General features: G+C 70.0%; 10 protein-coding genes and 1 tRNA gene. 4 read left to right on the top strand and 7 right to left on the bottom strand.

Annotation, left to right across the window (positions count from 1 at the left end; genetic code table 11):
- Positions 1 to 172 precede the first annotated feature (172 nt).
- Positions 173 to 1780 carry an amidohydrolase gene (locus tag J4H91_RS02960; RefSeq protein ID WP_208044772.1) on the top strand — a complete coding sequence of 536 codons (1608 nt, stop codon included), beginning with the start codon at positions 173 to 175 and terminating at the stop codon, positions 1778 to 1780.
- 111 nt (positions 1781 to 1891) lie between these two features.
- Here the strand turns inward: J4H91_RS02960 and J4H91_RS02955 are convergent, their stop codons facing one another.
- The gene (locus J4H91_RS02955; protein WP_208044771.1) at positions 1892 to 2533 is read right to left on the bottom strand and encodes a TetR family transcriptional regulator; all 642 of its coding nucleotides are present in this window, start codon (positions 2531 to 2533) and stop codon (positions 1892 to 1894) included.
- Positions 2534 to 2635: 102 nt separating this feature from the next.
- Here J4H91_RS02955 and J4H91_RS02950 point away from each other — a divergent pair, with 102 nt between their 5' ends.
- Together J4H91_RS02950 and J4H91_RS02945 are read left to right on the top strand one after the other, a co-directional pair.
- Positions 2636 to 4072, top strand: a complete 1437-nt coding sequence (locus tag J4H91_RS02950; protein WP_208044770.1) for a cytosine permease — start codon at positions 2636 to 2638, stop codon at positions 4070 to 4072.
- Positions 4069 to 5259 carry a serine hydrolase domain-containing protein gene (locus J4H91_RS02945; RefSeq protein ID WP_208044769.1) on the top strand — a complete coding sequence of 397 codons (1191 nt, stop codon included), beginning with the start codon at positions 4069 to 4071 and terminating at the stop codon, positions 5257 to 5259. Before J4H91_RS02950 ends, J4H91_RS02945 begins: the two co-directional genes overlap by 4 nt.
- Here the strand turns inward: J4H91_RS02945 and J4H91_RS02940 are convergent.
- The 5 genes from J4H91_RS02940 to J4H91_RS02920 form a co-directional block, all read right to left on the bottom strand.
- Positions 5256 to 5984, bottom strand: a complete 729-nt coding sequence (locus tag J4H91_RS02940) for a Pr6Pr family membrane protein (RefSeq protein ID WP_208044768.1) — start codon at positions 5982 to 5984, stop codon at positions 5256 to 5258. The genes J4H91_RS02945 and J4H91_RS02940 overlap by 4 nt on opposite strands.
- Positions 5985 to 6507: 523 nt before the next feature.
- Entirely contained in the window at positions 6508 to 9075 is a 2568-nt protein-coding gene (locus J4H91_RS02935; RefSeq protein WP_208044767.1) for a LuxR C-terminal-related transcriptional regulator, read from the bottom strand.
- 676 nt (positions 9076 to 9751) lie between these two features.
- Positions 9752 to 10519 carry an anti-sigma factor gene (locus J4H91_RS02930; protein ID WP_208044766.1) on the bottom strand — a complete coding sequence of 256 codons (768 nt, stop codon included), beginning with the start codon at positions 10517 to 10519 and terminating at the stop codon, positions 9752 to 9754.
- Positions 10516 to 11115 (bottom strand): sigma-70 family RNA polymerase sigma factor, encoded by a 600-nt coding sequence (locus tag J4H91_RS02925; RefSeq protein WP_243752571.1) that lies wholly within the window; start codon positions 11113 to 11115, stop codon positions 10516 to 10518. The genes J4H91_RS02930 and J4H91_RS02925 overlap by 4 nt, the downstream gene beginning before the upstream one ends.
- Before the next feature lie 49 nt (positions 11116 to 11164).
- Positions 11165 to 12886, bottom strand: a complete 1722-nt coding sequence (locus J4H91_RS02920) for a cytochrome c biogenesis protein DipZ (protein WP_208044765.1) — start codon at positions 12884 to 12886, stop codon at positions 11165 to 11167.
- Between the two features lie 170 nt (positions 12887 to 13056).
- On the opposite strand from J4H91_RS02920, the gene J4H91_RS02915 reads away from it, so the two are divergent.
- Positions 13057 to 13719 (top strand): fasciclin domain-containing protein, encoded by a 663-nt coding sequence (locus J4H91_RS02915; protein ID WP_208044764.1) that lies wholly within the window; start codon positions 13057 to 13059, stop codon positions 13717 to 13719.
- A 223-nt stretch (positions 13720 to 13942) separates the two neighbouring features.
- Here the strand turns inward: J4H91_RS02915 and J4H91_RS02910 are convergent.
- Positions 13943 to 14017: transfer RNA gene (locus tag J4H91_RS02910), tRNA-Gln, on the bottom strand.
- Between the last annotated feature and the right edge of the window lie 358 nt (positions 14018 to 14375).

Genomic DNA, 14375 nt, shown 5'->3' with positions numbered 1-14375 from the left:
GGGCCGCCGCTCGACTATTGGTCAACTGAACAATAGAATCGGCCTCACGCGCACCGAGCTCGATCCATCCGCGCCGCGCCGCATCGCACAGCGATGCAGCACCGCACCCCGCAGCACCCCGCAGCACCCACCGCGCTCGACCCCGCCCCAAACACCCGCCGAGAGGATCCCGATGTCACGCCAGCTCTACCGCAACGCCCGCGTCTTCACCGCCGACTCGCGCAGGTGGGCCGAGGCCTTCGTAGTCGACGGCGAGCGCATCGCCTACGTCGGAGACGCGGCGACTGCGGGGCGCATCGCGGGAGACGACGCGGAGACGGTCGATCTCGGCGGCGCGACCGTGCTGCCAGGCTTCGTCGACGGGCACGCCCACGTCGTGGGCACGGGCGAGGCCGCGCAGCAGGTGGATCTGTGGGGCGCCGACTCGGTCGAGGAGATCCAGCGCCGCATCTCGGAGTGGGCGAGCGCGCACCCCGATGAGCCGCGGATCCGCGCGCAGGGCTGGGCGCACGGCGCCTTCGGCGGGGCGCAGCCGCACCGAGCCATGCTCGACGCCGTCGTCGCCGATCGCCCGGTCTACGCGCAGGCCTACGACTACCACTCCATCTGGTTGAACACCGCGGCGCTCGCCGAGGTGGGCATCGACGCCGCGACCGAGGCGCCGGAGGGCGGCCGCATCCACGCCGACGCCGAGGGCCCCACAGGCCTCGTCGACGAGACGGCGATGCATCGGCTCGTCTGGCCGTTCCTCGACGGCGCCGTGACCCCGGAGGATCTCGACCGCTTCCTCGCGAGCGCACTGAGCTCGTACCGCGAGCTCGGCATCACCGCGTCGACCGAGATGGCGCTCGACGAGGGCGATCTCACCGCCATGCGCGGAGCCGAGGAGCGGGGCGAACTGACCGCCCGCATCGTCGCTCACTGGCGGGTGCAGCCCACGGGCGACACCGCTCAGAACCTCGCCCAGGTCGAGCGGGCGCGATCCCTCGCCGAGACCCACCGCTCGCCGTGGCTGCGGGTCACGGGTATCAAGGTGCTCGTGGACGGCACGGTCGACGGCTGCACGGCGGCGCTCGGCGCACCCTACGCCGACGGTTCGACGGCCGAGCCCGTCTGGAGCCTCGACGAGCTCGCTCCCGTGGTGATCGCGGCCGACGCTGCCGGCCTGCAGGTCGCCATGCACGCGATCGGCGACGAGGCGATCCGCATTGCCATCGGGGCCGTCGAGGCGGCCATCGCGGCGAACGGGCCGGCCGAGCGCCGCCACCGCATCGAGCACCTGGAGGTCGTGACCCCCGACGAGATCGCGCGGCTGGCGGCGCTCGGCATCACGGCGAGCATGCAGCCCGTGCACTCGGATCCGGCGATCCAGGAGAACTGGCGTTCGATGCTCGGCGACGCGCGCGTCGACCGCGGCTTCCCCTGGCCCGAGATGACGCAAGCCGGAGCCCGGCTCGTCTTCGGCACCGACTCGCCCACCTCGCCGCAGGCGCCGCTGCCCAACATGTTCGTCGCCGCGACCCGCCGCTCGGCGCTCGATCCCTCGCTCGAACCCAACGTGCCCGCCTTCGCGCTCCCCCTGCTCGAGGCCGTCGAGCACGCGACGCGCGACGCGGCGTGGGCCTGCCGCGCCGAGCACGAGTACGGCCGCATCGCGGCCGGGCTGCTCGCCGACTTCGTGGTGCTCGACCGCGACATCTTCGCAGCGGACCCCGAGGAACTGCTCGAGACCACGATCGTGCGCACGGTCGTGGGCGGGCGCACGGTCTACGCGCGCTGAGTTCCGCGAGGGATCCGGCTGTCCTCCGGGCCGGCCGGCCTCGCGGGCCCGGCGAGCCGGTCCCCCTCCCCCGCATCGCCCGACGGACCAAAGGCCCAGCAGCGAGCCGCGCTAGCCGCCCGCGCCCTCCCGCGCGACGCCCCGCAGCGCACCGGCCTCGAGCCCGAGCGCCCACTCCGCGGCGTCGGCGACGAAGCAGGTGAACGCCGGGTCTTCGAAGGAGCTACGGTTGTTGGCGTAGGCGCCGAAGCCGTCCACGGCGATGAGGATGCGAACGGCCGCCGCCGCCGCATCCTCGACGCCGAAGACCCCCTCGCGCACCCCCTCGGCGATGATCGCGGTGAGCTGTTCGCGGTCGAGCGCCTCCTGATCCTCCAAGCACGACCCGAGGAGCGGGCTGAAGCGGGAGAGGTGGCGCGCGTTGAGCCACAGCCGCGAGAGTTCGCGGGCGCCCTCGCTCTGGGCGCGCGCGGCCAGCCGGGCGATCCGTTCGAGCGGGCTCCCGCCGGTCGGAAGGAGCTGCTCGCGCTCCTCCGAGACCGCGAGCGCGAAGGCCGCTGCGACGAGTTCCTCCGCCGCGGGGAAGTAGTGGGTGATGAGCCCGGGCCGCACGCCGAGTCGCTCGGCGACCGCGCGGAGGGTGACTCGTTCGAGCCCGTCGGAGAGGGCGATCGCCGCCGCAGCAGCCACGATCTCGGCCCGGCGCTCCGCCGGAGGCTTGCGCCGAGCCCGCTTCTCCCCGCTTGACACCATGCCCGCAATGCTATTGGATAAGCGGCAGACACACTATTGGCCCAATGACCAATTAGGTGGAGGGATCGAAGACGATCCCGAGATCAGCCCGAGAGGAACCCCGTGGACGAGACCACATCCACCCCATTCGATCCGGCCGCCGACAGCGCCACCCGGGTCGAGACCCGCGGCATCGACCTCGTGGGCGACGACGAGCGTCACGGCAGGGCCCGGCAGCTCTTCGCCGTGTGGGCCGCGCCCAACGTCAGCGTGCTCAACTTCACCATCGGCGCGACCCTCACCCTCGTGCTCGGGCTCGAGATCTGGCAGGCGCTGATCGTCGTCTTCGCCTCGTGCCTGCTGTGGATCTTCCCCGGCATCATCGCGACGAGCGGACCCACGGCCGGCACGTCGGGATCCGTGATCCAGCGCGCCATCTACGGCTACCGCGGCAACAAGATCGTGATCGCCTTCTACGGCTGGTTCATCTCGGGCGTCTTCCTCGCCCTCAACTGGGTGGCCTCCTCGTTCATGGGCGCAGAACTGCTCAGCCGCTGGGGCATGGCCGACCACACTCTCGCGCTCGTCGTCGTCTCGCTCGTCGTCGCGGCGATCACGGTGCTCGTAGCGGTCTACGGCCACGGGCTCATCCTGCGCTCGTACGGCGCGGTCACGGCCGGGCTGCTCGTCGTCTTCCTCGTCGTCGTCGGCTTCATCGCACCGCACATCGACTGGAGCTTCGCACAGCCCGAGCCGCTGTCGGGCCTCCCGCTCTGGTCGTCGCTCACCATCGGCTTCGCGATCCTCGCGTCCACGCCCCTCTCCTACTCGAACAGCGCCGACATGGCCCGCTACCTGCCGCGGTCGACCAAACCGTCCGCGATCATCGCCGCCACCGCTCTCGGCGGCGCGATCCCCTGCTTCTTCTTCACCTCGGTCGGCGCCCTGCTCGGCAGCGCCGTCAGCCCCGACGACATCGCGATCGGCATCGAATACGCCCTGCTCGACATGCTGCCGACCTGGCTCGGACCGATCTTCGTGCTCGGCGTCATCGTGAACACGGTCGCGCTCAACGGCATGACCACCTACACCGCCAGCATGGCGCTGCAGTCGATCGGCGTGCCCATCAAGCGCGTCGCCTCGGCGATCCTCATCGGCGTGCTCGGCACCGTCTTCACACTCGTGCTCGTGCTGTCGACCAGCCTCATCGAAGCGGTCAACCTCATGCTGCAGTTCCTGCTCATCGTCTCGGCACCGACGATGGCGGTCTACGCGGCCGACATCGTGCTGCGCAGGCGCCGCTACGACAGCCTGGACCTCTTCGACGAGAGCCGCCACGGGCGCTTCTGGTATCGGGGCGGCTTCGGGCTCGCGGGCCTCGTGTCGCTGCTCGGCGGCGCGATCGCGACAGCACTCTTCCTCTCCACCGACGTCTGGACGGGTCCGCTCGGCGCGGCGCTCGGGTACCTCGATCTCTCCGTGCCGGTCGGCATGATCGTCTCGATCGTGCTCTACGTGATGCTGGCAGGGCGGCGCGTACGCGAGCAGGCCGCGTCATGAGGGGCGAGGGATCGGCCCCGACCGCGAGGGGCACCGGCCCGCACCCGCCGCGCTACCCGGGCGCGCCCGCCGAGCAGCCCTCGCTCGACAACTGGCAGGAGCCGCCGCACAATCGCTGGACCTTCGCCCATCTCGGCGAGATCGTCCCGTCGGCGACGGTGTCGCGGCGCGCCCCGCACCCGGCCGGCCCGACCTCGCGGCTCGACCTGCTGACCGCCGCGATCCCCGATCTCGAGTCGCGGCTCGAACGGTCGTACACCGACGCATTCCTCGTGCTGCGGGGCGGCGAGCTCGTCGCCGAGTACTACCGCGACGGCTTCGCGCCCCACGACCGGCACCTCGTGATGAGCGTCTCGAAGTCGCTGTGCGCGATCGTCTTCGGTTCCTTCGTCGATGAGGGATCCGTCGACCCCTCGCAGCCGATCACGCGCTACATCCCCGAGCTCGCCGGCTCGGTCTACGACGGCCCGACCGTGCAGCAGCTGCTCGACATGGTCATCGCCGTCGACTACAGCGAGGACTACGTCGACCCCGCCTCGGAGGTGCAGACCCACGACCGCTCGGCGGGTTGGCGCACCAGGCGCGACGACGACCCCGCCGACGACTACGCCTTCCTCGTCTCGCTGCGCGGCGACGGCACGACGGGCCGCTTCCAGTACTGCTCGGCCCACACCGACGTCCTCGCGTGGATCGTCGAGCGCGTCTCGGGCCGCCGCTACGCGGAGCTGCTCTCCGAGCGGCTGTGGGCGAAGCTCGACGCCGACCGCGACGCGACGATCACGGTCGACACCTCCGGCTTCGGCTTCGCGAACGGCGGCGTCTCGTGCACCGCGAGGGATCTCGCGCGCGTGGGGCGGCTCATGCTCGACGGCGGGCTGGCCGCCGGCGGACGGGTCGTCTCGCAGGAGTGGGTCGATGCGACCCTCGCCGGAGGCGACCCCGCGGCGATGGACGATCACTTCCCGGGCGATTTCCCGAACGGCTCGTACACGCGGCAGTGGTGGTGCATGGGCAACGATCGCAGCAACGTCAGCGCCATCGGCATCCACGGGCAGAACCTGTGGCTCGACCCGCAGACCGACTCGGTCGTCGTGAAGCTCTCGACCTGGCCCGAACCCGACACCGAGGAGTGGCACCGCGTGCAGTCCCGTCTGCTGCTCGACGTCTGCGAGGCGCTCGACGGCTAGTCCCCGGCCGCCGCCGAGGTCCGATCCCTCGCCCGCCCGACCGCGACGACTCCGACCGCGATCACCGCGATCACCACGGCGATGCCGATCACATACGCGAACACCCCGCCGTAGCCGTCCTGCAGGTGCGGGTCGAGGAACGGGTACGGATACCACCACGGGTTGCCGGTCGCCGGGCTCGTGACGAGCGGGCCGCGCACCAGCGTGTAGATCACCCACGCGAGCGGGAAGACCAGCACCCCGAGCACCGCCCGCCACGGCAGCCTCGCGCGACCCGGCGCCCAGACGACGTCGGCGAGCATGAAGGCCGGCGCGACGACGTGCAGCACCTCGTTCGACCACGGCACCGTCGCGCCCTGATCGAGAGGGATCTGCCGCAGCAGCACGTTGTAGACGATGCCGGTGAGGATCATGTACGACGAGGCGCTCGCGAGCGCGAACGACAGGGATCGGGGCTCGCGCCCGTCCTGCCCCTCCGCGCGGAGCACGCGGACCGCCGCGACGGCGAGCACGAGCAGCGCGGCGATGTTCGACAGGATCGTGAAGAAGCTGAAGAAGTTCGCGACCGTCGTGGCGACGTCCGAGCCGTTCGCGACGGCGCGAGAGAACGTCGTCGCGGCCTGCTGCCAGATCGCGACGAGGATCAGGATCGCGCAGAGCAGCCGGAGCACGGGCCAGAGCCCCTCGCGCACGGTGCGGCGGCGGGTCAGCGGGTCCTGGCTCATGGCCCCACACTACCCGGGTCGCGCGGCGGATCCGGAACAGCGCCGGGCCCGCATACCGGACCGGCATCCGGCCCGGCAAGGCTCGGCCGGGGCGCGCGTTGCCCCAACCCCTCGCCGTGCGATCAGACGGGCGCACCCCCGAGGGCCCCACCGGAACCGCTGACGCGAGAACGCTCGCAAAGCGCGGAGAGCACGGCGCACGACCCACGGGTGAGGGGAAGCACCCGGTCGAACGCCGCTCCGGTGGGGCCGGCATGACATCCGGCGGGCGCTGGGGCCGTCCGCCGGAAGATCGCAGAGCATCCGAGACCGGCGTCACCGGGACGCCCGCGGCGAGCCGCATGTCGGCGCCGTTCCTGCGCCGACGACGAAGGCCGCGCCGCCCTCGGCGCGCCGACCGCCGTCTTCCTCGGTTGCATGACCCCTCCATCCCCTGGGCCCGATGGGAGCCATGCTAGGAACAGCGGCGGGGCCCGCAGGCCGAATTACGCACTCTCCACGCATACGAACTGCGAGCTGCGCATCACGCCGAGAGCTTGCCCCCGCGGAGGTAGGAGCGCAGCTCGTCCCTGCCCGTCACGCCGAGCTTCGTGAACACGTGCCGCAGATGGGTCTCGACCGTGCGGGTGGAGAGGAAGAAGCGCTCGGCGATCCACTTGCTCGAGTAGCCCAGCGCGGCGTGCAGGGCGATCTCGCGCTCCCTGGCCGAGAGCAGCGGGGTGTGCGGCAGCGGAAGCCACACCCCGAGGTCGGTGAGGATGCGCGCGGAGGGTGCATCCCACGCCGACTCCCCCGCGTTCACCTCTTCGATGAACCCCAGCAGCGCCGACCCCATGGGTTCGTCGATGCGCGCGGAGATCTCACGCGCCCGCATCAGCCGCGCCGAGTCGAGGCCTCCCTGCACACTCGCGAGCACCTGCATCGCCCTCAGCTCGATGAAGGGCAGCTCTTCGCGGCGCGCCCAGGCGATCGTGCGGTTCGCCTGTTCGACGACGTCGGCCTCACCGTTCCAGTGCCGCGCCTCGAGCGTCAGGATCCGCACGATGCCCCGCAGCACCTGGCCGGTGCCTGGCCGTGCGGTTTCCGACGCGAAGATGCTGCGGCGCGATTCGGTTCGCTCCCCGAGCGCCGCCTGCGCATAGGCGAGCACGCTGTTGAAGATCGCGAGCATCCCGAAGGGATCCCTCTGCCCGAAGCGGGCGACGGCCCGTTCTGCGTGCAGCGCCGCGTCGCGCCACCGTCCCTGCCCCACGGCGAGGATCGCGGAGGATCCCTCCACGAACCCGGTGTTCTGCAGCAGGCTGAGCGAGCGCGTCTGCACCTGCTCGAGGATGTCGGATGCGGCGAGCAGGGATCCCGAGGACCAGCGCGAGATGAACATGGCGAGCGTGAGCTGGTCCCCGACGAAGCGCTCGACGCGGCCCCCGAGCGCCGCGAAGGTGCGGGTGCGGTCGGCGATCTCGAAGGCTTCGGAGAACCGTCCCTGCTGGGAGAGCGTCAGCGACGAGACGAGACGCGCCTGGCTCCGCACCCACTCGAGTTCCATGCGTCCCTGCTCGTCGGGAGCGGGGGCGGCCTCCGCGGCCTTCCGCAGCTGGCCGGTGCGGGCGTAGAACAGCGGATAGGCGCAGCGCACCATTTCGTCGGCGGCACTGCCCGGCTCGTACTCCAGCCGCTTCAGCTGCTCGATGGTCTCGAACGCCTCATCGTATTGCTCGCGGTCGAGGGTGAGATGGGTGGCGAGTTCGATCTGCAGGCGGATCCGAAGGGGCACCGGGAGCGCTTGCCGCGTTCCCGGGTCGAGCAGTTCGCCGATGACCTCCATCGCCTCGTCGACGGCACGACGGTCACCGAGCAGGCGGGCCGTGTGGTAGATGCCGATCGCGGCCTCCGCGAGGCGAGCGGGGTGCACGTCGGGGTGGCGCGTGATCGCTCTCGCGATCGCCAGCTTGGTCTCGGGGTCGCTCTCGAACCCGGGATCGTCGAGCGCCGCGACGAGCCATTCGATCGGCAGTAGACGGCCGGCCTCGAGGCCGAGGCTCACGAGTCTGAACAGTCGGTTCGGTTTTCTCAGCTCGTCCTGCTTGTCGAAGCCGTGCCTGAGCGCCGTGTAGAGCTCCGAGCTGATCTTGCGCCGCCTGTCGGCTCCCATGCGGCTCTTCAGCGAGCTCGCGAGCAGCTCGTGACTCGTGGTGATCGCGACCTCCCCGCCCTCCCGCTCCCGCGGCACGATGAGCCCCATCGCCTGGAGCGCCCGCAGGTGCGCGGGCGTCAGCTTCTCGAGCAGCACCGCCTCGGTGATGGGCTCGCCCACGGCGATCGTCTCGAGCGTCTCCAGCTCCTCCGCCGTGCACGCCTCGCCGAGGTAGGTGAGGAATTCCTCGGGGATCGCCCCGAAGTCGCGGGTCTTCTCCCAGATCATGCCGCGCTCCCGTTCGAGCAGTCCGCGGCGGTCGAGGGCGAGCGCGAGCACCGTCAGGGAGTGCGCGTAGCCGTTGGTGATGGCGTACCAGCGGTGCAGCGTCGAGAACTCGATCTGCTCGCAGCCGAGCAGCTGCGTCAGCATGGTGTTGGCCTCCAGACGGCTGAGCGGTCCGATGCTGAGCCGCTGCATGCGGGGGTGGCGCGAGATCTGCTCGGCGGCGCCCGAGAGGTAGCGGGCGGTCGCGATGAGACGGATCCTGCCGCTTCTCACCATCGAGGCGAGCAGTGCGCCCGTCCTCACGGGGTAGCGGTCGACCGAGGGGGCGACGATCACCGGGGCGAGCCCAGCCGACTCCGCCAGCACCGCTTCGAGCACGCGCTTCGAGGCGGCCGACGTCGCGGCCGGGCCGCGGACCTGTCGCTCCTCGCACGGCTCGACGCCGAGCTGGGCGATGAACCAGTTCTCGAAGACCTCCTCATCCCACTGCTCGTCCAGGGACGGGGCGGGGAGCAGGAAGATCTTCACGCCGCCGTCGATGCGACGCTCGAGTTCGTATGCGGCCTCCTCGGCGAGACGACCCTTGCCGCTCCCCGGTTCGCCGAGCAGCAGCACGGAGCCGCCCTCCGGTTCGAGAGCGGCGACGGCACGAGCGAGCCGCTCCGTCATCACCGACCCTCCGAGCGAGGTATCCGACCGTTCGCGTTCGTAGTCCCGCACGGATGCGGAACCCACCCCTTTATTCATGTTCATGTCCAGTTCGATCCGGTGCCGTACCAGCCCCCCGCACTGGCCCCTGGCCATATCATAGGCACGCAGAATTTGACAAGGCCACTACTACGTAGTCGTCACGTACGGGATTTTCTCACTTCGGATTCAGTGGTGTTTCAGGGGCAAGGAGCCCGAGTGCACGGCGCCCTCCGTCTCGGGTTTCGGATACCGGCTCCGCACCAGCGCCCTCGTCGCGCGGTGAGGGATCCCTCACGGGGAGAGGGATCCTTCACAGGGAGAACGATCCCTCACGGAACCGGGGCGGTCCGCACGCGACGCGCGGAGCTCACCGCCTGCGTCGACGGGATTCCACCAGTGCGAGAGAACCCGCGCGTGCGGCTCTATGGCGGAACGCTCGAAACCGGTCTCGGAACCGGCCGGTAGTGGGCGGCGCGAGCCGTCTTCCCGCTGGAAAGGAAGCGCGAGGCCTCTCAGCGCCCCACCCGGAGATCGTGCTCATGGACATTCGCATGCCCGTCATGGATGGCATCGAAGCCACCGCCGCAATGGTCGCCCTAGCCCCCGCCGCCCGCCGAAGGTGCTCGTGCTCACGACCTTCGACCTCGGGGAAGCCTTACGCCGCGGCCAGCACGAACAGCGGATCGGTGGTCGGGGCGCCCGTCGGAGACCCGCCGCGGTCCTCGATCGTTACGGCCAGTGCGTCGCCGGGTTCGAAGCCCGCAGCGAGCACCGTCGCCTCCCCCTCCGGACCGACTCGCATGACCCCGAGGGAGGTCGGCTGCTCACCGCGCACGATCCACAGCTCGTAGTCGCGCCCGCTGGGGGCGTCGGACATGCCCTCGGTGACCAGCACCGCCTTCCGCGCCTGATCCGACCAGTGCAGCGCTCCCTTCGAGCCGTCGGGCAGCTCGGCGGTGACGGTGTCGGCGTCGGGCGAGGCCTCGATCTGCTGCAGGGCGACGACGGCCGGATCCTGCGCAGGCAGGAGGCTGCCCCACGGAAACGAGAGCGACACCGCGAGCAGCACGGCGACCGATGCCGCGAGCACGAACCACGCAGCGCGCCTCCGCGACCGACGCGGGGCCTCCTCTGGGCCGTCTTCCCCCGCAGCGTCCGGCGCAGGGTCCGCGACGGGCGTATGAGTGCCGTCGAACTGGGGAGTCCGAGAGATGAGGTCGAGGATCGCGGCCCTCGAAGCCTCGGAGGGCGAGACCTCGGGAGCCGCGGCGCCGAGTGCGGCAGCGGTCTCGCGGTCCTCCTCCACGACCGATCGCCATTCGGGGTGAGCCGCCAGCGCGAGAGAGAATGCCTGCTCCTCCTCGGGAGAGAGTGCGTGCAGCGCGCGGGCTGCGGAGAGCTCGCGGAACTCCTGCTCGTTCATCGCGTCGCCTCCAGTTCTCTTTTCAGGCGGGTCAGGCCGTCCCTGATCCGAGTCTTGATCGTGCCGAGCGGGGCGTCGAGCAGCACGGAGATCTCGCGTTGGCTGTAACCCCCGAAGTACGCCAGCACGATCGCTCGCCGCTGGGGCTCGGGCAGCCCGTCGAGGCACCGTATCGCCCGGCCTCCGTCGATGAGCAGTTCCACCTCTGCGTCGACGCCGGGCCGGGACTCCGCAAGATCGCGGATGCCCACCGCGAGGTCTCGGCGCTTCGACGCCTGGGAGGAGCGCACCCGATCGACTGCTCGACGGTGTGCGATGGTCAGCAGCCAGCTTCGCGCCCGCCCTCGATCGGCGTCGAACGACGGCGCAGACTGCCAGGCCTCCAGGAAGACCTCCTGCAGCACCTCCTCGCTCTGCGAGCGATCCACGACGACGCGAATGATGAGCCCGAACACCCGCCCCGACATCATGTCGTAGAGCGCCGCGAACGCGCGCTCGTCGCCGTCCGCTGCCCGCGACAGCGCCTCATCCGCAGGATCGACGCCTCCGCCGTCCTCGGGAATCTCCACTCCGTCGATGACCATCTCCTCAAGCATGCCCCATGCACCTCCCGTCCGTCCGCCACCGCCGACGCGAGTCCTCCGCTCACCCGAAGGTGAAGGAGTAGACCTGCACGCCGGGAGGCACGTGGAGCTCCAGCGTCCCCGTGTCGGGGTCGGACGTCCCGACGAGCCGATAGGAACGGGGCGCATCTCCCACATCGATCGATCGTGGCTCGGATCCCTCGCCCGCGAGCTCCACGGTGCCCCGGCCTCCCAGCACCGCCCGCACCTCGCTCGCACGATAGTTCAGCCGGACGGAGGCCGGGCGGCCCCCTACGGGGGTTGCGAACTGGGTCTCGACGATCCATTCGCCGTCGAGCGCGAAGGTATCGGGATCCTGCCCCTCCGGGAACGCGAAGGATCCCTCGCCCGCACGATACGCGCCAGGTCCGGCGAAATTGCGGTCCTTCGAGGACCCGAGGAACGTCTCAGGGGTCGTGCTCCCGACAGCCGGAGCGGTGTCAGCGATATCGGTCTCCTCGGGCAGCCGCACATCGGCATCCGCGTCTCGCAGCAGCTCGCGGATGAGTCGCTCGGTGACGTCGTAATCGCCTTCGCCGAACGAGATATGGCGCACCGTCCCCTGCGCATCGATCAGGTAGTGGGCCGGCCAGTAGCGGTTGCGGTAGCTCGTCCAGGTCGCGAGACGGTTGTCGAGCGCGACCGGATAGGTGATACCGAAATCGCGCACTCCGGCCTCCACGTTCGCGCGTTCCTTCTCGAACGCGTATTCGGGAGAGTGCACGCCGATCACACGCAACCCGACATCGCGGTAGGCCCGATCCCAGGCCGTCACGTGGGGAATGGAGCGCTGGCAGTTGATGCAGGAGTACGCCCAGAAGTCGATCAGCACGACCTCCCCTCGCAACTCCCGCAGGTCGATCCCCTTCCCGCCGGGCGTGTTGATCCACCCCTCGATGCCCTTGAGCGCCGGCGCGGTGCCGCACGAGGCGAGCTCGGCCGCATCGTTCGCACAGTTGTCGAGCTCGCGATTCTCCTCGGTCACGAGCCCGCCGAGCCCCAGCGCGCGCTCTCCCGAATCGCTCTGCGCGAGACTCTGCTGCAGCCCGGCCGTGTAGTCCGGCAGCAGCCGCTGCAGAGCCTGCGGCACGTCGAACGCGAGGCCGACTGCGAGGGCGATGAGAGCGACACCGCCGGTGATGCGGATCGCGCGCTCGCGCTTGCGGAACCCGCGGAGCCGCCGCGCCACGCCGCTCCCGGCGAGCGCGAATACGAGCAGCGGAACCGCGACGCCCAGTGCGAAGGAAACGGTGAGCAGCACCGTCTCGATCCCGATCCTGCCGGTCGCCCCTGCGACGATGATCGCTGCGAGCACTGGCCCTGCGCAGGGCACGAAGACCGTGCCGAGCGCCAGGCCGACGCCGAAACCGTTGCCTCCCTCGCCCACCGATCTGCGCGGCAGCCGCTGGAACGGCCTCTCGAGCAGCTGCTCGAAGCCCGGCACGAGCATGCCGAAGCCGATCGCGAGCAGCACCACCACGCCGGCCCAGCGGATCGCGTCCTGAGGGATCGAGAGCAGCCCGAGGAGCAGCGAACCGAGCAACGTGACGAGCGAGAAGCTCAGCACGAGGCCCGCGATGATCCAGTACGGACGGCTGCGCTTCGCCGGGATCACCTCGGGCATCCTGCCCCGCTCGGCAGGCCGAGCCCCGGCTGTGAGAAAGATGACCGGCAGAACCGGCAGGATGCACGGGGAGATGCCGGTGATGAGGCCGCCCAGCAGCCCGATGACGATAACGTCCATGAGATGTCCTCCTGTCGAATGGCATTCGGAGCCGAGGGCGATCCGGATGGGCGGGACCGCTTCGACCGGCGCCGGCGGAAAACTTTCGAGAATCTCCCATCCGGATCCGCCCGGGCTCCGAACACCCTCACGAGCCGCTGAACACGCGGACAGCCATTCGAGGAGGAATCATGTTCACGAAGAAGCAGACCCTGGGCGCCGCTTTCGCACTGGTGCTCGCCGGTGCGACCCTGACCGGGTGCTCGATGGGCGGAGCATCGGAGGAGGCGACGAAGACCCCGTCTTCGCAGAGCGACGAGAGCACGACGGACGATTCGATGGGAAAGACCGATCCGGCGGCGAACCTCGTCGGTCCTGGCTGCGCGGCTTACGCCGAGCAGGTGCCCGACGGTGCAGGCTCGATCCAGGGCATGTCGCAGGACCCCGTCGCGGTCGCCGCTTCGAACAACCCGATGCTGACAACGCTCGTCTCGGCCGTCAGCGGCAAGCTCAACCCCGACGTCGACCTGGTGGACACGCTGAACGGCGATGAGTTCACTGTCTTCGCCCCCGTCGACGACGCCTTCGGCAAGATCGACGCGGCGACGATCGACACGCTGAAGACCGACAGCGATCTACTGACCAAGATCCTGACCTACCACGTCGTGCCCGGCCAGATCGAGCCGGCCGACATCGGCGGCGCTCACCAGACTGTCGAAGGTCAGGAACTCGAGGTGACCGGTTCGGGAGACTCGATGAAAGTCAATGATGCGAACGTGATCTGCGGCGGCGTCCAGACCGCGAACGCCACGGTCTACCTGGTCGACGGCGTCCTGATGCCCCCGGCCATGTAGACGGGACCAGGGGCCGCAAGACCGGCGCCACGGCCCCGGGGCGGCCGCTTCGTGCATCTCGAGGCGGCCGTCCGGTGCGTACGAAAGGCTCGCCCGCACCGGCACCTTACCCGCACCCGCGCCCGCGAGGACGGGGCGCATCGCAGGTTTCTCACCCCTACAGGAGGACCGCGCTCCGGAAACGCATGAGCCCCCGACTCTCCGCGGAGAATCAGGGGCTCAGTGGCTGGGATACCAGGACTCGAACCTAGAATGACGGTACCAGAAACCGTAGTGTTGCCAATTACACCATATCCCAATAGTGGAAATCCGGACTCCCAAGGAGCTCGGCACCGAGAGATAACTTTACCGCGACCGAGCCTGAAGTTCAAATCCGCACGGGAACACCGGGCGCGTTGCCCGATGGCCCACCCGGAAGGATCCCCGAGCGGGGCGCGACACGACCTCTTGTGCACGAGCTGCCCCCTTTATGCACGTGCATAAGGGGGCAGCTCGTGCATACGGGTGCGTGTCGCGGCGCATACGGCCGGGCAGCAAGCGACCCGGGCAGCACGCAGCCGAGGCGACGGGCGGCAGAGGCGCCGCACGGCGCCGCGGGATCCCTCGCCTGAGAGAATCGGCGCCGGTCACAGGGAACGGGCGTACCCTGGAAGCAC

This window comes from Leucobacter ruminantium (genome assembly GCF_017565705.1).
Taxonomy (GTDB): Bacteria; Actinomycetota; Actinomycetes; order Actinomycetales; family Microbacteriaceae; genus Leucobacter; species Leucobacter ruminantium.
The sequence above is the reverse complement of the archived record's forward strand: the minus strand, read 5'-3'. Positions and strand labels throughout refer to the sequence as shown.